Here is a 20685-nt window from a genome sequence, read left to right as displayed (position 1 = left end):
AGGATAACCAGGATAACCAGGATGCTCAGGATAGATAATCCTGCCTTATCCTGTCAATCTTGGGAATCCTGATTCAGACAGTGTTGACAAGGTTTACAAGATCATAGGTATCGACTTTGAGTTTACAATTAAACGAACCCTAATTTTTAGCTTTGACAATGCAATAGGTTGCCCACAATCATGAAAATGATGTGGGTATTTTTACGGTAAACGGGCAGAACGTTACACATAAAATCATAAAAAAATCAACCGGAGAGTTAAAAATAATGAAGTGGATACATGTAAAAGCAATATTTGAATCAAATGATATACCCCTTGCTGAGGAACTTGTCTCTGATATTTTTTTTGGCCTTGGGCTTCAGGGGGTTGTCTGCCAGATTCCAATGGATGCCCCTCCGGAAGGATTTGCAAGCGATGCTGTAGAAGTTTCTGATGAGACATATGTCTCTGGCTATCTTCCTGATAGTGATACATCAATGGAGATTATTGAAAAAATCAGGGAAAAGGCTGAAGAGCTCCAGAGTAAGTCAGAAGGACTACAAAGTCAGTCTGGGCTTTATATTAATATTGTCATAAAAACTGAAATTGTGGATCAGGAAGATTGGGCTGAAGCCTGGAAATCATTTTTTTATGTCACCAGAATTACAGAGCATATTGTTGTCAAACCTGAATGGCGAACTTTTGCTCCCCATCAAAAGGATATAGTTATCGAAATAGACCCCGGAATGGCCTTTGGTACAGGCACACATCCCACAACTGCCATGTGTGTTGCTCTTATTGAGAAATATTTAATGCCGGCTGATACCTTCCTTGATGTTGGTACAGGTTCCGGCATACTTATGATTGCTGGTGCAAAGCTTGGGGCAAGAAGGTTGTGCGGCATTGATAATGATGAGGTTGCCGTGGAAGTTGCCTGTCAGAATCTTGAAAAGAATGCAATTGATCCCGATCGTTATCATGTTGAAAAAAATACTCTTGATATCTATCTTGCTGAAAACCAGCCGCCACCAAAGTTTGACATTGTCACTGCCAATATTATTTCCGAAGTTATCATTGAGATTCTTGGTGATATAAAAAAGAGCCTTTCAGATGGTGGAACCGTTATTTTGTCAGGTATAATAAGGGAGAAGGAGGGCATAGTCCTGGCAGCTCTGGAAGAGTACGGCTTTTCCATTGCGGAAATAAGGTATGAAGGGGAATGGGTTGCTATTGCTGCAAAATTGTGAAGAAACTTGCATTGATTGGTCTGGCATTGGTATCAAAAAACAATCAAATTCCGCGATGCTTTACTGAACACCAGCCCCACCTCATGGACGGTGACGCCGTCAATTCCCCGGTATTTATCGGCATACCCTTTGTCTTGAATCTGCTTCAAAGCCGGGTTGCAATTGAGTTTATCGGCGTTTGTCCCATCCACAACCTTAATCTCCATCACATAGATCTGGTCTCCCAGCTTGACGGTCATATCCACCTGGCCGTGGTTGTCGATATCTTCGGGGATCACTTCGGCATCAAGGGAACAAAAAAAAGCGTATATAACCGATGCGTAGTAGCCCTCAAAGTCTGCCAAATCGTTGTTGGTGAAATTTCGCCATGGGATCGATTTGAAAAGGCGTTGAATCACTTTGAGCATGCCGTCGATGTCTCCATTTTCCAGGCAGGTATAGAGATTATCCTGAATTCCGATTTTTTCGTTTACAAGATCGGTGTATCCGTTGATGAAATGGTCGTTCAATGCGATTCTTACCTCCAGATTGGGCACTTTCAACAGAAACATCATGCGTCGGCGACGGGTGAAGGTGTGTGCCACGGTGAGATAACCGCTTTGAAACAGCAGAGTCAGGGGGTTGATCTTTTCGATATCAAACGAATCTAAAATCTCTTCGGTGACCACCGGTGACTCCAGATCGGGTAGAAAATAGCGATTTTTTTGAAAAAGTTTGATTAAAAAGCTGGGATTGCCGGTTTCGAACCAGTAATTGCGGAACTGGGCTCTTTTGTTTATAAAAAGAAGAATATCATAGGGATTGTAAACTGTGGTCTCTCCCAACCAATAATACCCATTGTACCATTGTTTTATCTCTTCTTGTTCAATACCATCAAGATGCTTTGAAAAATGTGTTTGAAGGTCGTGATGCGTGTAGCCGCAAAGGGTTCCGAATTGCGCATCAATGGTTATATCCGTCAATTGATTCACTCCGCTGAAGAGACTCACCTTAGAGAACTTGGTCACCCCGGTCATGAAGATAAATTGTAAATAGGCGTCCTGGCCTTTGAGAACCGAGTAAAGGTTCTTTACCCCCTCCCGCATGATTTTTGCAGTATCTCTATTTTCGATGTTGTCCAATATGGGTTTATCGTATTCGTCCACCAAAACCACGGCTCTGGTGCCATATTTTTCTGCGGAAAAACGAATCAACTCCCCAAAGGTTCCTGGAATGTCGCGGCCTTTACTCAAGGTGACATTCAACCGGGTTGCATTGTCGAATAGAATTTCATATATGCGTCGGTCAAGGCTTTCTCTGGTTTGGAGTGTGCCGTCGGAAAAGTCGATTTTGATGACAGGATAGCTTTGAGTCCAGTCCCATTTATCGTGGATATAGAGTCCTTTGAACAAGGGCTTGTTGCCTTCGAAGATCTCTTTCAATGTATCCACGAAAAGACTTTTTCCGAATCGTCGGGGTCTGGAGAGAAAAAATGCACCAGGCTGGCAAATGAGCTGCCATGCCATTTGGGTCTTATCCACGTAAACACAGTTCTGCTTGATCAGTTTGGCAAGGGTGTTCATTCCCAGCGGTAGATTTTTCATGGATGTATCCTTTGTCCTAAAAATCGACATCTTAGGGAGTCAGTGGTTGCTAAATTACCATTTGTCATTGTTGCTGCTTTCTATTTTGAAGCTTCTTCATCGACTATGGTGGGAAATTAGATTCTGCGGACTCCCTTATTGCTTTTTTCAATTTACTGAATTTGTCTGAATTTGTCTGAATCAGGATAACCAAGATAACCAAGATGTTCAGGATAGTAATCCTGCTTTATCCTGTTAATCTTGGGAATCCTGATTCAGACACTATTGACAAGGCTCAAGAGGTTATAGGTGTCGATTTTGAGTGATTAAGAAGCTTCTGTAGCTAACAGAGCATCACTCCAACAAACCCACAACCTGGGAAGCAGGAACAATTTTTACATGCTTTTTCAGGTTTGATATCTCATCCCTTAGTGCAATATAGGTGGCAGGATAGGGGTGGCCAATGCCAATTGCAAAGCCATTTTTCTTTGCAGTTGTGACAAGTTTTCTTATTTGATTTATGATATATTGTTTGGTTTGAATATTGTCCAGAAAGACATCCCTGTGACCAAACGGAATCTGAAACAAGTGGGCAGCCTGACTGCACAGGGATTCACTGGAGGTAAGACTGTCAATGAAAAAAAGCTTTCTCTGTTTTAATACCGTAAATATCTGGTGAACCTGTGGAGAGAGTGCTGTTATGGCCGAGCCCATATGGTTATTAACACCTGTTATGTAGGGGAGAGCATCAAGGTTTTTTCTTAATGTATCCACAACTTCATCCGGTGACATTGATGTAAGAATAGCACCAGGACCCGGGTTAACTTCCGGATATTCAACAGGCTGCATGGGCAGATGGAGCATAAGCTCCATTCCTTTGGTGTGTAGTTTATGTGCGGCTTTTAATGCAAACGGGGCAGCAGGAAGAATTGCAAAGGTTATGTTGGTGTCAATAGCTGCAAGTTTATCAGCCATTTTCATGTCAAACCCTATATCATCAATTATAATTGCAACCCTTGGACCCTCTGACATCTGATCTTTTGAAGGCAGGGAGAGGGAGTCCTTTTGAACAGGTTCATCATCAAAAATTTCAAATAGCGGAGATATCTTGTTTTTTTCTTCGGACATATTTGTTGAATCAGGTTGGGCAAGGCTTTTTGCAGATGATGATGACTTATTATCACGGGAATCAATCTTTTTTTCTTGTGACATGGTTACTGTGCCATCTTCTGAGAGATTTTCAGGCTGATCAGCAATATTCCTGCTTTTTTTTTTCTGGGCTTTCAGATGCGGTGTGTTAATTTTTGCATTTTCACCTGTATTGGTCTCTCTGTTTTGATCTGTGCCTGATATGTTTTCCACGTAATCGGAATGCTTTTCCCTGTTTGTGCCTGAAAGTAAACCGTTAAAATATAGATCCGCTCCCATTGCACTTATCCCCACCACACAGACAAGTAGAAAAACGGCTGTGAATCCTTTCTTTAATTCCTGGCTTACCGAAGTTTCATTTTTTCTGTTAGTGATTCGCCTGCTATTGACTTTAGTGCTTTTTTTTTGCCTTTTTGGAGCAGTGGCTCTCTTCAGGGTTTTTGAAGATACATTATTACCTGTTTTTGCAGTGCTTCCGGCGGTCTTTCCACTATTGCCCTTAGTCTTGCTTTTGTTTTTGAGACTGTTCTGTTTTTTACTGCCTTCACTCCCGCTTTTTTTAACGGGGGGTTCAGAATTTTTTTTTGATGATGTCATGTGTCAGTGCTCAATCAAGACTATTAAAAAGATCATACCCTATTAAAAGGTCAAGCGCTCTTTGAACCTGTGTATCCCTTTTGAGCTTTTCAATATCAATAAGCCCACCTGATGTAGTTTCATCCGAGTCTTGATTCTCTTTCTCTTCTTGTAATTTTTTCTTATTTTTTTGAGCATTTTCAGGTTCAAGATGGTTTTTAAGATCTTTTTCCCGCAGCATTCTCTCCATGGGTGACAGCTCTTTCTCTTCTTTTTCAGCAACTTCTTCTAAGGAGAAAGGCACCTCAATGTCAGGTATTATGCCCTGTGCCTGTATGGATCGGCCATTTGGGGTATAATATCTTGCAATAGTGTATTTAAGACCAAAGCCATCTCTTAAGGGTCTTACGCTCTGCACCGAGCCTTTTCCAAATGAAGTGGTTCCAAGTATCAATGCTCTTTTATGATCCTGCAGTGCCCCTGCAACTATTTCAGAAGCACTTGCACTGCCTGAATTGATAAGTACCACAAGAGGGTATTTTCTGTCATCTTTGGTTTTGTGTGCTTCAAAGGCTTCTGTATGCTGTTCAAAGCGTCCCTTTATTGAGACTATGACACCTTTTTCCAGAAAAATATCAGAGACGTCGGCGGCCTGGCTTAAAAGCCCCCCTGGATTGTTCCGAAGGTCAAGTATTAATCCTTTAAGTGGAACCTGCCCCGACTCCAGTATATCGAGTTTTTCCTTGATTTCATCAGATGTATTGTTTCTGAAGTTGGTTACCCAAAGATATCCATAACCTGGATGTATTGTGGCACTTCTTACACTGTTCATGGGGATTATATCCCGGACAAGCTCATAGTCAACAGGATCTGGAACGCCTTCTCTGACAATGGTGATGACGACACTTTCACCCCTTGTACCCCTCATTTTTTTGACACTTTCCCATAATGCCAGATCAGCGGTTGATTCTCCATCAATTTTAATTATGATGTCTCCGGCTTTTATTCCAGCTTTGTATGCCGGAGTCCCTTCTATGGGAGAGACAACTGTAAGAAGGCCGTTTTTAATGGAGATAACAATGCCTATGCCGCCAAATTCTCCCTTTGTGTCATCCTGAAGTTCATCAAAGGCTTCCGGAGGCATAAATGTGGAGTGGGGATCAAGGCTTCCCACCATACCCTTTATGGCACTGTGAATCAGAGCCTCGCCATCAACTTCGTCAACATAGTTATCTTCAAGTTCCTGAAGTACGTCAGTAAATAATTTTAGTGATTCATAGGTTTTTTCTCTGTCGTTTTCAGCTATGCTTAACTGTTCATAGCCACCGACAACTATTACCATGAACACTGTGATGACAACAGATAACCAGGATCTGGCCATTGAAGCTAACAGCTTTCTGTTTCTCATTTCTTAAACTCCTTTTTTCAACCAGTTCAGGGGGTCAACAGGTGTACCATGATGTCTTATTTCAAAATGAAGACAGACGCCCTTCAGTGAACCTGTGGCTCCTGCTGTTGCAATCACTTCATTGGTATTTACCTTTGACCCTTTTTGTTTAAAACGGTCTTCAAGATGGGCATACAATGTATAAAAGCTGTTCCCATGATCAATTATTATCACGTTGCCATAACCTTTTAACCATTGTGAATAAATCACTTTGCCTTTGAAAACAGTTTTCACGGGTTCGCCCCTTTCTACCTTTATATCAATTCCGCTTTGAAATGTGAAGGCACTGTAAGCACTGTTTTTCTGGGGGCCGAATCTGGATATAATCTGACCCTTTACAGGCATGTCAAGGTGTCCTGATAATTTTTCAAAAGAGATTTGGCCTGATTTTTCTGCATTGCTTTCAGTAAATGATTTGATTTTGTTATCAAGTTCACGGGCAGCCACTCTCAGAGAATCAATGATTTCAACTCCTGCCTCTTTTTCTTCTCTGATTTTTTTTAACAAAATAGCCTGCTCCTGTTTTTTCCTTTTAATCAGTTTTACTTCACGGAAAAGATTTTCCTCAGTCTTTTTTTTGCCTTCTCTTCTTTTTTTTAACTCGTCTCCGGTAATGGCAAGTTCTATGGCCCCGGCCTGCTGGCTTTTCAGAAGCTCCACATCATTGTCAATAATCATCTGCATTGAATGACGATGCATAACCATGTCAATAAGAGACTCCTTAAGGGGAGCAAAAGAGAGTTTTTCTACCATTTTCATTTTATAGAATGAGTTCAGCCTGGCCATTAAGTATATTTCATTTTGTTTGATTTTCTGTTTAATTTTTTTTGGCGAGTTTCAATTGAATATATGTTGCTGTCAAGAGTATCAAGCTCTCTTGATAAAAGAGAAACCTTCATATTTGTTCTGTTTAACTGAAATTCAATTGAATCAAGTTCATCAAGGATTTTGTGTTCATTGCATTCTATCTGCTTTAGCTCTTTACTCTTTTTTTCAATTTGCTCATGAATCATTGTAGCTTCAGAATTGTTTTTCTCAGAACATTTTACACTATTTGGCTGGTATATAGTGTAAAAAAATATACAATACAACAATAAAGCTGTGTAGTAGGCTGTTTTGTAAGTAAACACGCTTAATTTATCCTGCTTTCCGGTAAGTATCTTAAAAAAAATTTGATGAAATTCCGGGACATCTTTCATTTTCCGCTTTAGTGCATTGTCCAAGCTAAAGTTAGGGTTCGGTTAACTGTAGAGACAAGGCATGCCTTGTCTCTACGTTGCAGATAAACCTAAAATAAGGATGCCTAATTTTTAAGGTGTCTTTTAAGTGAGAAAAAAGAACCTACCCAGCAAAGTAGAACAGCACCTGCAAAAATAAGTGTCATAGTATATGGAGAAATAAATTGCACCTCCATTGACATGGGCAGTGCTGATTGCTCCATCATGTTAAAATTTTTTATAATGGAAAGTGTTGCATAATATAATATGCCCAGTGTAAAAAATCCTGACAAAGCTCCTGTAACTCCCTGAATAATAGCAGTAATATGAAAGGGTATTGCCATGAATGCCTCTGTTGCTCCCACAAGGCGCATTACATCAAACTCCTCTTCTCTTGCATACAAAGAGAGCCTGACGGTGTTTCCTACAACAAAAAGAGTCACCATTGAAAAGAGAATCATCAGAAAAATGCCTGTGATCCGGAAAAGATCAAGGACTTTCTTTATCTCTTTAATCCATGCCTCACCATAATCAACAGACTCTATATGTGATAATTTGGATATTTGCGCAGCAATATCTGCAATATTAATATTTTTATCTCTATTTGGTTTTAATTTAACAATAAATGAATCGGGAAGCGGATTTCTTTCCAGGTTCTCGAGATAGGCAGTTCCGGAAGGCATGGATTGTTTAAGCGCTTCAAGGGCATCTTTGCGGGATATAAATGTAATACTCTCAACTGGTTCCATTTTTTTTAGATTGTTTTGTACGTCATTTGTGTTCTTTGAGGACACTTCGGGATGAAGGAATACCAGAATACGGTCACCCTGATTCCAGGAACTCATAATCCGTGCCCCATTTTCATAAAACATGCCAAAGACACTTATGAAAAGTGTACATAGTCCTATGGTCATGATTGTCATCAGGTTAACATAGCGGTTGGCAACTATCTCCTGTAAAGCTCTTTCAAAATGAATGGTCATTAGTTTCATGTTTTACTGTAAAAATATCCCGGATTATTCTGCCGTGAAAAAACCCCGTATTCTTTTCATGATCGGGGTAGTCGTTGACTTTGATCATAGACCATGAAGTTTTAGCCCGCTCTTGAAAAGAGCAGGTCATTTGGTGTTCATTCCTAAGTAATTGGGTTTATTAAAAATTAATTCCTAAGTGCTTTACAATAAGAGATTCACATAAGCTGTAATTCACCGTTGGTAAGGTGAATGTGCCTCCCTCTGTTTGTATTATTTATTAAATGGAGGTTATGACTTGCAATCAAAATTGTGACACCCTTGTCATTGTATTTAACAAGCAGGTTAAAAATAATTCTTGCAGAATCATGATCAAGACTGCCGGTAGGCTCATCTGCAATAATTATTGCAGGCTCTCCGACAACTGCCCTTGCAAATGCCACACGCTGTTGCTCTCCGCCTGAAAGTGTTGGGGGAAGAGCATGTATTTTACGGGTCATTCCGGTGATACGAAGCACCTGAAGAACTTTCTGTCTGATGAGAGATTTCTTGACACCTGCAACCTCAAGAACAAGTGCAACATTTTCATAGACAGTGCGGTTGGGAATTAATTTGAAGTCCTGAAAAACAACTCCAAGTCGTCTGCGAAGGTATGGCATTCTGGCCTTTGAAATCCTCGCAAGATTCATTCCGTCAACAACAATCTGGCCTTCCGATGCTGTTTCATCAAGATAGAGTATTTTAAGCAGGGTTGATTTCCCTGCCCCGGAAGGGCCTGTGATAAAAACAAACTCTCCTGTACATATGTCCAGGTTGATTTTTTTTAAAGCACAAAGATTTTCGTACCATTTGCTGACATTGAAGCACCTTATTATAGGCTCTTGTTTATTCATATCCTTGCCCATGATCTACCCTGAAGAATAAAACAGTGGCTTTATCGGCATCCTTCATTTGAACCCAAAAATACTTTACACTTTTTTGTGAGAGATTCCCGCCACACAGAGTTTTCTCTCCGGAAAGTGTAAACTGGGAAATGAAGCATGCCACTTTAGCCACCACTGTTTTTGGTCAACCGTCATGACAGCAGAGACAAGGCATGCCTTCTCTCTACTGCCGCCCCCGATTATGAAAATGATGGGGGTGTTTTCACGGTAAACGGGCATGATTGATTACGTATCAATCACCCCCCCCCAAATATAAAAATGATACTCATTTTCACGGTAAATATATATAGTATAGGAATTTCCATTTTTATCCTGCAAAAGCAGTTTGGTTATGGAAAAGCCCGCCCGAAGGGCGCTAAGTTCAACTCTCTGAAATGCAATATTTTTAGCACGTCTGGTATTTTGGGCTTTTCACGAGAGTGTCAAAAGGTATTGTATCTGATTTTACATGTTTGACTCAAATGAAAATTGCTGGTATATCATTTTTATTGTCAAGGAGTGCTGCAAAACAGTTTTCCTTACAAAAAGCCTTCACTGAATCCGCAAAACGGCTTCTTCCATCAGTGAAGGCTATCTTATTAACTCAAAGTTGACACCTATGATCTTGTAAGCCTTGTCAAAACTGTCTGAATCAGGATTCCCAAGATTAACAAAGATAAGGCAGGATTATCCAAGGATAAGGCAGGATTATCTATCCTGAGCATCCTATCCAACCTGGTTATCCTGGTTCAGACAACTGCAATAACTTATGCAAAAGCAATAAGATGTCGATTTTGGGTATTAATTGTATTTCTTGAGTTAAGGCTTTTCATTATTTCAATATTTGTAAAATATACAAAAAAACAATAAAATATCAAAGAAAAGTTCTGATTCTCAATGATTGCTGTTTTATACCTAAAATTCAAGGATAAAATCAAATGAAAAAAAGATTGATTGATCTGCTTTGTAGTAAATCATTTCAATATAGTGAAAAAGAAACTTTTAAGCTTGCCTCCGGTGCAATGAGTAAATTTTATGTGAACTGCAAACCTGTAACCTTGAGCCCTGAAGGAATGTATCTTGTTGGAAACCTTGTTTTTGAATCTATTAAAGGATTTAATGTTTCAGGTGTAGGAGGGCTGACTTTTGGTGCTGATCCCATTGCGGTTGCTACCTCATTTGTATCTTATCTTCAAAAATCCCCTGTAAAAGCTTTTTCCATAAGAAAAGAGCAGAAAGATCACGGGATGATCAAATGGGTTGAAGGCGATATGGCAGTGGGAGATAAAGTTGTTATAATAGAAGATGTTGTAACAACTGGAGGTTCAACCATAAAGGCTGTTGAGCGTGCCAGGGTTCAGGGGCTTGACGTGGTTCACGTTATAACACTTGTTGATCGCCAGGAAGGTGGAATTGAAAATATTAAAAAATACATAGAAAGCGTCTCTGCAATTATTACAAGGGATGAGCTTATGGATTGTTGGCAAAAAAAAGAGTAACTTCGGAGTATCCTTCATATCCCTGCAAAGGTACTTTTCACTTTTTTGGTGGGAACACTTTTAAAAAGGTAGTGCACTGCCAATACTTAATTTTAGGGTTATCTGCAACGTAGAGACAAGGCAGGCCTTGTCTCTACAATTAACCGAACCCTAATTTTTAGATTTGACAATGCAGTAGATTGCTTTCAGAAAGTTTAAAGTAGTCATGAAGCATACCATTTTCGGCATGAAAAATGTAGATTGCTTTTGGTTGATATGAATGATGCAGTAAAAAATTGTGATTTTTCACCGTGAAAATGACTATCATTTTTATATTTGGGTGTGATTGATACGTAAACAATCATGCCTGTTACTGCATCAATGATAAACGGCGGAAAATATATCTTATATACTCTTAATTCACCTTGACTTTTTTTTCATGACGATAAAAATAAATATGTGTTTTAAATTCCTGTTGATTCCTTGTTGACTGGCTTTTGCAAAGTTGTATAAAAATGGGCATTTTAATATGCTCTCAAAAAATGGGCATCCTTCATATGAACCTAACAGTACTTTAAACTTTTTTGTGAGAGACTCCCACCACTCAGAGCTTTCTCTCAGGAAAGTGTAAACTGGGAAATGAAGCATGCCAAAAAATGAAGTAAAATTTGCTAACATGGTTATCAAAATTAAACCTTGGATTCTGTTTAAACCTCATTAATAAAGGAGGTTGCCTAATGAGCATAACAAAGCGATATTTAAAAAGTAAACCTATATGTAAAACAAAATTTACCATATCAAGCAGTGAGGCAGGGGATGCAGAAAAGGCATTTCTTTCAGGGGATTTTAACGGCTGGGATATCAGCTCACTTCCCATGCAGAAACTGAAAAACGGAGATTTTACCATTACCATTGACCTGGATTGTGGCAGGGAATATCATTTTAAATACCTTATGGATGGTATTAAATGGCAGAATGATCCTGATGCAGACGATTACAGACCATCTCCATATCTTGATTCCGATAACTGTATTGTTATTATAGACAGATCATAAAACTCCAAATTTTTCATCCAACAGGAGAAAAGAAATGACCCCTCCATATCGAAAAATAGTTCCCGTGATATCACTTCTGGTATTACTTCTTGTTTCAGGATGCGGTTACCAGCAGTTCAAGACAGATCTTTTTGCCGCCTTTGAGCATGAGTCCCAGGTCGGGCCGGCTGCAATTGCGTGGGATGGAAAAAACCTTGTGCTTGGCTGCTCCAATCAGATTCAGTTTGCCAGGGATATTGTTACAGAACCTTTTTATGTTTTTTCTAAAGATACATTGCTGAATGGTGGAAGTTACACATCTGGACGTTTTCCTGGCCCCCAGAGAAGATTGATGGATATATGTGGAATGGCATGGGAGGGCGAGTGTTGCGGTGAGGGATTTTTATGGATTGCAGATGCAAAAAATGACCAGATTTTAAAAATAAAACCCAATCGTGAGTTTGTTCTATCCATCAAATCTCCAGTCAAGTCCCCCAACGGAATCGCATTTGACGGCAAATCATTGTGGCTTATCTCTCAATACAGTATGAAAATAGTGCAGTTTAACCCGGAACTTGAAGCCATTGAAAATGTTTATTTCTCACCCATCAAGCGACCATCAGGTCTGACATGGGATTGTGAAGGGTATATATGGGTGGTTGGAATGGATGAGTGCAGGAATAATGAAAAACGCTGCGTCACATCCCGCCTACTGAGAATGGATACAAGCAACGGCCGCTTCACACACGAAGTAAAACTGCCTCCAATGATTGAAAGACCCTCTTCAGTTGCACTTGGCGATGGTTACTTTTGGGTTGGAGATTATAACCTTAACCGGGTTTTCAAAATTCCCTTCAAGAAAAGAAAAATGAAGGAGATTGATTTGAAACCGGATGATTTTCAATAACGTACATGGTGGATTACCGCCACAATCGAAGGGATGAAAGTCGTTTTTAAAACAGTCTGTTAAGGAGACTTTCATATAAAGGAATTATAGATATGCTGCATAAAAAGATGAGTAGTTTACAACTATATTGTTCCAGGAGGCGACCCATGTCAAGTTGTGTCATATTTTCAAAAATTAGGGAAACGGCAGTGCTTATATGGTTGGTTACCTTTTGCATTGTAACTCCCCATGAAGCAATATCCCAGTCATCTGACACTGTAACTGAAGGTGTAACTCAATCTGATGAAGGTAAGATGATGTCACAGTCAGGAGATATGGCAGAGCCAGACACTCCCTTTAGTGTCAAAAATAATAGTGTGCCTTGGGATAACCCCGACTCTTCTTCTGAAGATTGGCCGGCAGTCTGGAAAAGAGAGAGGCACATTATAAATCCTCACTGGATAAATCCTGAGGACAGAAGCCGGCTTAAACAGGAGAATTCATCTTTACAAGGCACTCTGTCACCCCTTTCAGACTCTCCACGGGAAGTGATACCTGTTAATCCACCCTACAGCTTATATTATCCTTTAATGGAGAGTGTGGGATATATCAAGCCTGATGCTGTTGAGCCATGGGGAAGGGTTTTAAAACGCAAACCAGGTTTTAACAAGGATATAAAGGCAGGTAAGGATGTCTATCTTGATATGTACAATGAAGATGTTCTTGCTATTGGTGATCGTTTTTATCTGCTCAGGACAATTGATATTATGGGAGCTACAAATTATCCTGTGCCCGGTATCCAGCATTATATGACTGGTGTTGTGGAGATCACAAAGCTCAGACAAAAACCCTGCCGATGCAATGATCAGAGATCCGGAATCGAAGGAAAAGTTATAACTGCCTACAGGGAAATAATGCCCAATGATATACTTATTCCTTATAATTCTAAGGATGCAAAAGTAAGAGTTAAGAGATCGAGTCCAGAAATAGCCGGCTCAATTCTTTTTGCAGAAAATCATACCTCCATAATTGGAGAAAACAGCGTTGTCTTTGTTAACAGAGGAAAAATTCACGGCCTTAATACCGGTCAATATTATGATATTTTTAACAGGCCAGAGGAGAGTGAATACCCATCTCCTGAATATGTTCAGAAAACAGAGTATCTTGGTTCCTGCGTTGTCTTAAGTGTTGAGGAGGAGACTTCAGCAGCCCTGATAACCTATGCTTTTAAATCAATTAATCCAGGAGATCTCTTTTTTCCGCCATTGTGATGTTTTGATTGTGAGTGGTTGCTTTTGTGTCAAATATTACAGAGGCCTACTAATAAACACCCATGAAAAAACATTCTCAACGAAAAATGAATCTTCGGATAAATTGAGACCCACGCCGGAGATTCAAATAAAACCTCATTATTGCGAGGGCATCACAACGATGCATTAAAGTCTCTATATATCAATGTTTTATTGAGGTTTTCTAATAAAAAATATTAGTTATTTCAGAATTTTACTCTTGCCTTTATTTTCATTTTATTTATGTGTGCTTGTTCAGATATAGCCACAATAGAATAAATTTCTACTGCTGCAGTCGATAATTATATTGACACTCTTCCAATGATATGATCTTTATACCGAATTAATTCGTCTGAATTGTGTTTGCTGCTGTTTTTTAAGTTTATGATTGTTCTTTTGTTTGTGCAAAAAATATTGCCATTTTAACATATTATTCTGGAGCAACTTTGCACTTTAGGATTGAGAGCCCAAAAAAACGGCAATGAGTTTCTAAAAGTGTAAAAAGGTAAATGGTGGATGGCAAAATGTTTATGCATGACAATAACTTTCTGGGGAAAACAGTGTTCATTTATGTACACTCTTTTTTTATGACTTGATCAGCAGCAATGGGAACTGGTTAAAGGTCAATTTTCCGGTTGTTGTCTGTCACTCAATATTTTTGTATGAAAGTCTATGTAACAGGGCTGTTTGTATGAAAATTATCATCTGTTCCATTGTGGCCAGGCATCCATGATGGCCGTTATATGCCATAATGGGGATGAGACTGGATTGTTCATTTAACCTTGTTCTATAGTTTAAATTATACATATTTAACAAGGTATGGTTCAATTGAAATTGTCAAAAGAGATTTATTATACTAAAAAAACACTTTCTTGCTTTCTTGTTTGTTTTTCCGTTTCAATTCTTATAATTTTTTTATTGTCTGATATTTCATTTGCGACTGTTAGACAAAAAATTACCCCCCTTGATTCAGAAGGTCATCTGAAATCCCCATCCAAAATTTTTACATATTTCGCAGAAAAACACCATCTTTCCATTGAAAATTATTCTGAAATAAGGGCAAGGGTTAAAAAAGGTGAAACCCTTGCAAAGATGCTAAATCCCTATGGAGTAACGCACGCAGAGATTTTCAGTGCTGCCAAAAATTCACGTCGAGTTTTTGATGTCCACAAGATTCGTTCTGGCCGCTGGTACAGTATTATTAAAGAACGCTCCATGCCTGAAAAGGTAAAATATTTTATTTACGAAAAAGATGATGAAAATTATGTTGTTTTTGATTTTGGTGACCCGATAAAAGTACACGCTGCCCAGCAGAATATTAATATAAAGATACGGCAGGTGGAAGGGGTTATCCATACGACTCTTCACGATGCCTGCCTTCAGTTGAATCTCCCTTCACAGGTGATAGCACAGCTTGATTCCATATACAGCAACAAGCTTGATCTTAAAACCCTTCATAGAAATGACAGGATCAGGCTGGCTTATGAAGAAAAATACATACTTAATAAGTTTGTTGGAAGCGGAAATATAACCGCTGCTGTGATAGTTACACGTAATGGAAATTATCAGGCGTATCGATTTACCCATGATGGCAAGACAGGATATTATGATGAAAAAGGTAATAGTCTTGAGAAATCTTTTTTGAAATATCCATTAAAATACAGAAAAATTACATCTGAGTTTTCTCTTAAACGCCTTCATCCTGTCACAAAGAGGTATCGAAGCCATCCCGGGATTGATTTCTCTGCTCCAAAAGGCACACCTGTTAAAAGTGTTGGTGATGGCGTTGTTGTTTTTAAAGGCTATTGCCGATCAGCAGGAAATTATATCAAGATTGATCATCCCGGAACCGGTATCAGCGAATATCTGCATCTCTCCCGTTTTCATCCTACCATAAAGAAAGGAAGAGCTGTTTCCAAAGGTGATATTATAGGCTATGTGGGCAAAACCGGTTATGCCACAGGTCCCCATCTAGATTTGAGATTCATGGTTAATGGCAGTTATGTTGATTATCGAAAATTAAAACTGCCTGATGGCACCCCATTACCAGAAGTTGCAAAGCAGCAATTTGCAAAAGAGGTCGCCATGATTACCAGCAAGTGGCAGCTCTCTTCAACACAGATTTCAATGAACATTAAGGATTCTGATGGAAAAAGGCGTGTGTTGCCTCGTGATGAGTCAATGGATTCTGCGGAAATACCTTCTGGGTCTGTCATTAGACCCAACCCCTCTGATAAATCCTTTCCAAATGGAAGTTAGATAAATAGATCATGGATACCAGAGATTATTACAAAATCCTTGAGATTGACCCCCTTGCAGATGCGGGAGCTATCAAAAAAGCGTATAAGAAACTTGCCATAAAATATCACCCTGACCGCAACCCTGATGATGCCTCTGCTTCTGAAAAAATGGCCATGCTCAATGAGGCATATGCTGTACTTTCAAATTCAGATAAACGCAGGGAGTATGATCATCTCAGGGAGAGATTCGGAACAGATGCAGCAGGCCGGTTTCGTCAGAGCAACAGCTATGAAGATATTCTAAAGCATTCTGATATTGAAAAGATTTTTCAGGAGATTGCAGACAGTTTTGGAATTCGTGGTTTGAACGAGCTGTTCAAGGTAAGCGGTGGAGTCAACAGTGGTGGTTTCTTCTTTTTTGGTACTTTTGGCCCTCGTTCTGACGCCCAGGGGTTCAACTCACGGGGATTCAGTGAGATTAATAATCAATCTTCTACACCCCAGTTGAAACCCTATCAGAAGTTTTTCTATAATATGGGGAATAAATTACTGAAGCGTGCAGTTAACTCACTTCTTAAAGCTCCTGAAACAGAGCTTGATGTTTATGATAATATTGTTCTTTCTCCGTCCCATGCAAGGGATGGAGGGCCTTATGCATATTATCACAAAAAACGGGATGCCAGACTTGTTGTAAAAATACCCCCTGATATAAAGGATGGGCATAAGATACGTCTTAAGGGTGCAGGAATAGAGGATTCGTTAACGGGTCAGAAAGGAGATCTCTTTCTGACCGTTGCTGTAAAAAATGATTTGTTGTCCAGAATCAAGGGCTTTATTTCAAAAAATTGAATTCTGCTGGCATTCTTCATTTACCGGTTTACACTTTTCGGAGAGAAAACTCTCGGCAGCGGAAATCTCGGCATGGTTCATTTCCTAGTTTACACTTTCCGGAGAGAAAACTTTGAGTGGCAAGAATTTCTCACAAAAAAGTGTAAAGTACTTTTGGGTTCATATGAAGGATGCCTCTTTGCTTGTGAAAACTGAAAGTCAGTTTTTGTACTCTATTTGAGTTGTCTTATCAAATAAACCTTCATGGCCGAATTCAACTGCCACCCCCGACCATGAAAATGGTAAGGGTATTTTCAAGGTAAACGGGCATGATTGTGTATCAATCACCCCCAACTATCAAAATGATAGTCATTTTCACGGTAAACGGTCATGGCCGGCATCCAGCCACCCCCGAATATGGAAATTTGTATCCATTTCCACGGTAAAAAATCCAAAGACAACAACCCTTAAATAAATTGACGACAAAGCACTGCATGTTTAATTGGTCTTCAGACCTTTTCAATCCAGTTTTCACTGTCCTCTGCTTTTCCATACTGGATATCAGTTATGGCTGAGTTAAATTTTACGGCAATGTCACCTGCCTTGCCATCTCCTATCTGGATTTTTTCATCTCCGTAACGGATTTCCCCAACAGGAGAGATAACAGCGGCTGTACCTGAGCCAAAAACCTCTTTTAGTGAGCCATTCTTTGACGCTTCAATTACTTCATCCATGGCAATTTTGCGCTCTGATACCTTCATACCCCATTTTTTACCAAGTTTGATAACAGAGTCACGGGTAATACCGGGAAGGATGCTGCCGTTGAGACTTGGGGTTGCAAGCTCATCATTTATCACAAAGAAAATGTTCATGGCGCCCACTTCTTCAATGTATTTTAGTTCTACGCCATCAAGCCACAGAACCTGTGCATAACCTTCCTTTTTTGCCTTTTCAGACGCATAGAGGCTTGCCGCATAATTTCCGGCTGTTTTGTATTCTCCCACTCCGCCCCGCACTGCTCTTACATGCTCTTTGGATATCCATATTTTTACAGGGCTGAAACCGCCGGAATAATAAGCTCCAACAGGTGAAAGAATGATGAAAAACCTGTAGGTATGGGATGCCCTTACTCCAAGAAAGGGATCAGTTGCAATGATTGTAGGGCGGATATAAAGCGATGTGCCAGGGGTTTCAGGAATCCAATCTTTTTCAAGCCTGAGAAGCGTTTTCAGTGCTTCCATGGCATCATCTATATCAAGTTCCGGAATACAAAGTCCCTTTGCAGATCTGTTGAATCTTATGAAATTGTCCCGTGCCCTGAAAAGCTGAATTTCACCGTTAGTATTTTTATATGCCTTTAGCCCCTCAAAAATGGATTGACCATAATGGAGGGTCATGGTTGCAGGGGACATTGAAAGGTTCTGAAACGGTTCAATCCTGGGATTATGCCATCCCTTGTCAGGAGAGTAGTCCATATTAAACATATGGTCTGTAAAAATTGTGCCAAAACCCAGGGAAGAATCGTCGGGTCTTGTGCCTTTTAACTCTTTTTCAGTGATTTTGATTTCCATACTTCATTGACCTCCTTTTATTTTTTTGTATTGATTTATATCTCCAAGGGGAATCTGGTATCCATGTTTTTTATACATGTTTTCTAATTTGAGCAAGTCCTCCACAAGGTTATCTCCTGGTATAAGATGACCTACCCATGTCATTTTTTTGCGCTTGTTGTCAAAAAACCAGCATGCAACAGGAACATCGGCTCCTTTTGCAATATTCCAGAAGCCTGTTTTAATTTTTTCAATTTTTTTCCGAGTTCCTTCAGGAACAATTGCAAGGATAAATTTTTTCTGACTTTTAAACTCCTTTATTATATTATCCACAAAGCCGCTTCCCTTTTCCCTGACAATGGGAATTCCTCCAAGTGCATTAAGAAATGAGGACATTGGCCAGAAAAACCAGTCAGATTTGATAAGCACCTTGGCATCAACTTTAATGACTTTTGCATATGTGAATGACATTACAGTATCCATATTGGATGTATGTGGAAATCCGATGAAGAGCTGTTTAGGCTGCCATTCCTCTGCCGGAATTTCATCATAACTCCATCCTGTAATGCGGTAAATAAGTTTTCCTAAATGGCTTAAAACTGTTTTCATGCATGCTCCTGTTAGCAAGTTAAGTCGTAATGACTCTTTTAATAAGCACCTTGAACCCTAATGATCTTGGCAATTTTATGTCATGAAAATAATTTGGGTATTTTGGTATCTTTCATTTACTGCTTTGCAATTTTCTGAGCATCTTACCATTTTAAAGGTGTCTCATTCAAAATAGTGTAAACTACTTTTGGGTAGATATGAAAGATGCCCTACTTTTGAGTAGATATGAAAGAAGTCAAAATGAGGGCATCCTTCATATCATGCATAAAGTACTTTACACTTTCCGGAACAGGCTACCAGAAAAACCGCCATTGTGTTCAGGAAAATGTAAACTGGCAAATGAAAGATGCCAAAATGAGGATGCAAATTTTTTTGTAAAGCTATTTGATAACTCATCTGATTGCATTTGCATATCATTTTTCTTTATAATTTAAAAAAAGTAGAATGGCGGATTTAGACAACCCAGCTCTACAGAGGGTATAACATGACAGATATTTTGCTGGTGCAGCCACCAGTTGAGGATTTTTATTTTACTTATAAAAGAAGCATTCCCTACGGCTTGACATCCATTGCAGCATCACTTAAGTCTCGGGGATTTTCAGTTGAAATTCTGGATTGTCTTGCAGTTAAGAAATCAAAGATTATTCCTATACCTGATGAAATGGAGTATCTTCTTCCTTACTATGGAAAGGATGATCTCTCATATTTTGGGTTGTTTCACCACTTCCGGCATTATGGATACAGCTTTGAATATGCCGGCAGAACAGCCCGTGAAAAAAAGCCTTTTCTTGTAGGTATTTCATCTCTTTTCAGCCCTTATGCCAGAACTGCGGAAAAGACAGCAGAGGCCATAAAAAGATTTTTGCCGGACTGCTATATTGTGATGGGAGGACATCATCCAACAGCTCTTCCTGAATCTGCAATAAGTTGCTTGGCTGTTGATTTTCTTCTTCGGGGAGAAGGGGAGGTCTCAATGCCTTTGCTTGTAAAGCGTCTGAAAGAGGGGAAAAACATTGATGATGTTCCTGGTATTGTTTTTAGAAAAAAAATTGTAAAAAATATTCCTTTTCCTGATGATATTGAAAGAATTGATGATAATAACAATATCAATGGAACAGATAACAATAACAGTGTCAATGATACTGATAAAAATGGAATAGATGATGGCAAGAGTGCCAATAGTTATAACAACAGCAATAATGCCAATGGTGTTAATAACAACAATACTAATGGTGCTAATAATAACAACAATGCTAATAACAAATCCCTTTATATTTCAGAGCCTGCGTGGATTGAGAGTTTTCAAGAGTATCCTTTGCCTGATTTTTCTCTTGTAAATCATAAATTTTACAGCAGAAACAAAAGGGCAGGAAGTGTTGTGGTGGCTGGCAGAGGGTGCCCTATGCCATGCACATACTGCTCTGTGGGAGCAAGTTCAAATCATGCAGGTTTTCGCCAGAGAAAGGTGGATGATATAATAAGAGAGATTGAAATACAGATGGGAAACCATGATATTGGTTTTATTGATTTTGAAGATGAAAATCTTACCTTGAATCGAAAATGGTTTTTTGATCTCATGGATCGTTTATACTCTCTTTTCAGGGGAAGAGATATTGAATTGCGGGCAATGAATGGCCTCTATCCGCCATCCCTTGATATGGAAATGCTACTTGTTATGAAAAAGGCAGGCTTTAAAACCC

17 protein-coding genes are annotated in these 20685 nt (G+C 39.4%); 8 read left to right on the top strand and 9 right to left on the bottom strand.

Features of this window, described 5'->3' with window-relative positions; genetic code table 11:
- The first annotated feature begins 266 nt into the window (after window positions 1-266).
- Window positions 267-1226: a 50S ribosomal protein L11 methyltransferase gene (prmA, locus tag MTBBW1_RS08390; protein WP_080802106.1), complete on the top strand. Its 960-nt coding sequence runs from the start codon at window positions 267-269 to the stop codon at window positions 1224-1226.
- Between the two features lie 32 nt (window positions 1227-1258).
- Here prmA and MTBBW1_RS08385 read toward each other — a convergent pair whose 3' ends face one another.
- From MTBBW1_RS08385 to MTBBW1_RS08355, 7 genes are all read right to left on the bottom strand, one after another.
- Entirely contained in the window at window positions 1259-2809 is a 1551-nt protein-coding gene (locus MTBBW1_RS08385) for an ATP-binding protein (protein WP_080801888.1), read from the bottom strand.
- 333 nt (window positions 2810-3142) lie between these two features.
- Entirely contained in the window at window positions 3143-4534 is a 1392-nt protein-coding gene (locus tag MTBBW1_RS08380; protein WP_080801885.1) for a divergent polysaccharide deacetylase family protein, read from the bottom strand.
- Window positions 4535-4544: 10 nt separating this feature from the next.
- Window positions 4545-5921, bottom strand: a complete 1377-nt coding sequence (locus MTBBW1_RS08375) for a S41 family peptidase (RefSeq protein ID WP_080801882.1) — start codon at window positions 5919-5921, stop codon at window positions 4545-4547.
- A 3-nt stretch (window positions 5922-5924) separates the two neighbouring features.
- A complete protein-coding gene (locus MTBBW1_RS08370; protein WP_080801879.1) occupies window positions 5925-6746 on the bottom strand; it encodes a murein hydrolase activator EnvC family protein in 822 nt (273 codons plus the stop codon).
- Window positions 6746-6973: a hypothetical protein gene (locus MTBBW1_RS27745; RefSeq protein WP_139786704.1), complete on the bottom strand. Its 228-nt coding sequence runs from the start codon at window positions 6971-6973 to the stop codon at window positions 6746-6748. Before MTBBW1_RS27745 ends, MTBBW1_RS08370 begins: the two co-directional genes overlap by 1 nt.
- A 290-nt stretch (window positions 6974-7263) precedes the next feature.
- Entirely contained in the window at window positions 7264-8160 is an 897-nt protein-coding gene (locus MTBBW1_RS08360) for a cell division protein FtsX (protein ID WP_186441163.1), read from the bottom strand.
- A 206-nt stretch (window positions 8161-8366) separates the two neighbouring features.
- On the bottom strand, window positions 8367-9041 hold the full coding sequence (locus MTBBW1_RS08355) for a cell division ATP-binding protein FtsE (RefSeq protein WP_087881741.1): 675 nt from the start codon (window positions 9039-9041) through the stop codon (window positions 8367-8369).
- A gap of 968 nt (window positions 9042-10009) precedes the next feature.
- Between MTBBW1_RS08355 and pyrE the strand changes: the two genes are divergently transcribed.
- The 6 genes from pyrE (at window position 10010) to MTBBW1_RS29955 (ending at window position 16847) form a co-directional block, all read left to right on the top strand.
- Complete coding sequence (gene pyrE / locus MTBBW1_RS08345; protein ID WP_080801868.1) at window positions 10010-10570, top strand: orotate phosphoribosyltransferase; 561 nt, start codon at window positions 10010-10012, stop codon at window positions 10568-10570.
- Window positions 10571-11286: 716 nt separating this feature from the next.
- The gene (locus tag MTBBW1_RS08335) at window positions 11287-11604 is read left to right on the top strand and encodes an isoamylase early set domain-containing protein (protein WP_080801855.1); all 318 of its coding nucleotides are present in this window, start codon (window positions 11287-11289) and stop codon (window positions 11602-11604) included.
- Between the two features lie 34 nt (window positions 11605-11638).
- Window positions 11639-12490, top strand: a complete 852-nt coding sequence (locus MTBBW1_RS08330; RefSeq protein WP_080801852.1) for a Vgb family protein — start codon at window positions 11639-11641, stop codon at window positions 12488-12490.
- Window positions 12491-12678: 188 nt separating this feature from the next.
- Window positions 12679-13740, top strand: coding sequence for a hypothetical protein (locus MTBBW1_RS08325; RefSeq protein ID WP_139786703.1), 1062 nt, complete (start codon window positions 12679-12681; stop codon window positions 13738-13740).
- 846 nt (window positions 13741-14586) lie between these two features.
- On the top strand, window positions 14587-16017 hold the full coding sequence (locus tag MTBBW1_RS08320; RefSeq protein WP_186441162.1) for a peptidoglycan DD-metalloendopeptidase family protein: 1431 nt from the start codon (window positions 14587-14589) through the stop codon (window positions 16015-16017).
- An 11-nt stretch (window positions 16018-16028) separates the two neighbouring features.
- Window positions 16029-16847 carry a DnaJ domain-containing protein gene (locus MTBBW1_RS29955; protein ID WP_080801843.1) on the top strand — a complete coding sequence of 273 codons (819 nt, stop codon included), beginning with the start codon at window positions 16029-16031 and terminating at the stop codon, window positions 16845-16847.
- 488 nt (window positions 16848-17335) lie between these two features.
- Here MTBBW1_RS29955 and MTBBW1_RS08310 read toward each other — a convergent pair whose 3' ends face one another.
- Both MTBBW1_RS08310 and MTBBW1_RS08305 read right to left on the bottom strand, forming a co-directional pair.
- Window positions 17336-18397: a branched-chain amino acid aminotransferase gene (locus MTBBW1_RS08310; RefSeq protein WP_080801835.1), complete on the bottom strand. Its 1062-nt coding sequence runs from the start codon at window positions 18395-18397 to the stop codon at window positions 17336-17338.
- 3 nt (window positions 18398-18400) lie between these two features.
- Window positions 18401-18985 carry a 1-acyl-sn-glycerol-3-phosphate acyltransferase gene (locus tag MTBBW1_RS08305; protein ID WP_080801832.1) on the bottom strand — a complete coding sequence of 195 codons (585 nt, stop codon included), beginning with the start codon at window positions 18983-18985 and terminating at the stop codon, window positions 18401-18403.
- A gap of 484 nt (window positions 18986-19469) precedes the next feature.
- Between MTBBW1_RS08305 and MTBBW1_RS08300 the strand changes: the two genes are divergently transcribed.
- On the top strand, window positions 19470-20685 hold a 1216-nt coding region (locus tag MTBBW1_RS08300), incomplete at its 3' end, for a B12-binding domain-containing radical SAM protein (RefSeq protein WP_186441161.1).

The sequence above is a fragment of the Desulfamplus magnetovallimortis genome (assembly GCF_900170035.1).
GTDB classification, from domain to species: Bacteria; Desulfobacterota; Desulfobacteria; order Desulfobacterales; family Desulfobacteraceae; genus Desulfamplus; species Desulfamplus magnetovallimortis.
The sequence above is the reverse complement of the archived record's forward strand: the minus strand, read 5'-3'. Positions and strand labels throughout refer to the sequence as shown.

Bases quoted from the DNA above. Each gene is read 5' to 3' on its own strand.
- MTBBW1_RS08310 (WP_080801835.1), bottom strand. From the start codon at position 18,397: ATGGAAATCAAAATCACTGAAAAAGAGTTAAAAGGCACAAGACCCGAC.
- MTBBW1_RS08335 (WP_080801855.1), top strand. From the start codon at position 11,287: ATGAGCATAACAAAGCGATATTTAAAAAGTAAACCTATATGTAAAACA.
- MTBBW1_RS29955 (WP_080801843.1), top strand. From the start codon at position 16,029: ATGGATACCAGAGATTATTACAAAATCCTTGAGATTGACCCCCTTGCA.
- MTBBW1_RS08375 (WP_080801882.1), bottom strand. From the start codon at position 5,921: ATGAGAAACAGAAAGCTGTTAGCTTCAATGGCCAGATCCTGGTTATCT.
- prmA (WP_080802106.1), top strand. From the start codon at position 267: ATGAAGTGGATACATGTAAAAGCAATATTTGAATCAAATGATATACCC.
- MTBBW1_RS08360 (WP_186441163.1), bottom strand. From the start codon at position 8,160: ATGACCATTCATTTTGAAAGAGCTTTACAGGAGATAGTTGCCAACCGC.
- MTBBW1_RS08355 (WP_087881741.1), bottom strand. From the start codon at position 9,041: ATGAATAAACAAGAGCCTATAATAAGGTGCTTCAATGTCAGCAAATGG.
- MTBBW1_RS08370 (WP_080801879.1), bottom strand. From the start codon at position 6,746: ATGGCCAGGCTGAACTCATTCTATAAAATGAAAATGGTAGAAAAACTC.
- MTBBW1_RS08380 (WP_080801885.1), bottom strand. From the start codon at position 4,534: ATGACATCATCAAAAAAAAATTCTGAACCCCCCGTTAAAAAAAGCGGG.
- pyrE (WP_080801868.1), top strand. From the start codon at position 10,010: ATGAAAAAAAGATTGATTGATCTGCTTTGTAGTAAATCATTTCAATAT.
- MTBBW1_RS08330 (WP_080801852.1), top strand. From the start codon at position 11,639: ATGACCCCTCCATATCGAAAAATAGTTCCCGTGATATCACTTCTGGTA.
- MTBBW1_RS08385 (WP_080801888.1), bottom strand. From the start codon at position 2,809: ATGAAAAATCTACCGCTGGGAATGAACACCCTTGCCAAACTGATCAAG.
- MTBBW1_RS27745 (WP_139786704.1), bottom strand. From the start codon at position 6,973: ATGATTCATGAGCAAATTGAAAAAAAGAGTAAAGAGCTAAAGCAGATA.
- MTBBW1_RS08305 (WP_080801832.1), bottom strand. From the start codon at position 18,985: ATGAAAACAGTTTTAAGCCATTTAGGAAAACTTATTTACCGCATTACA.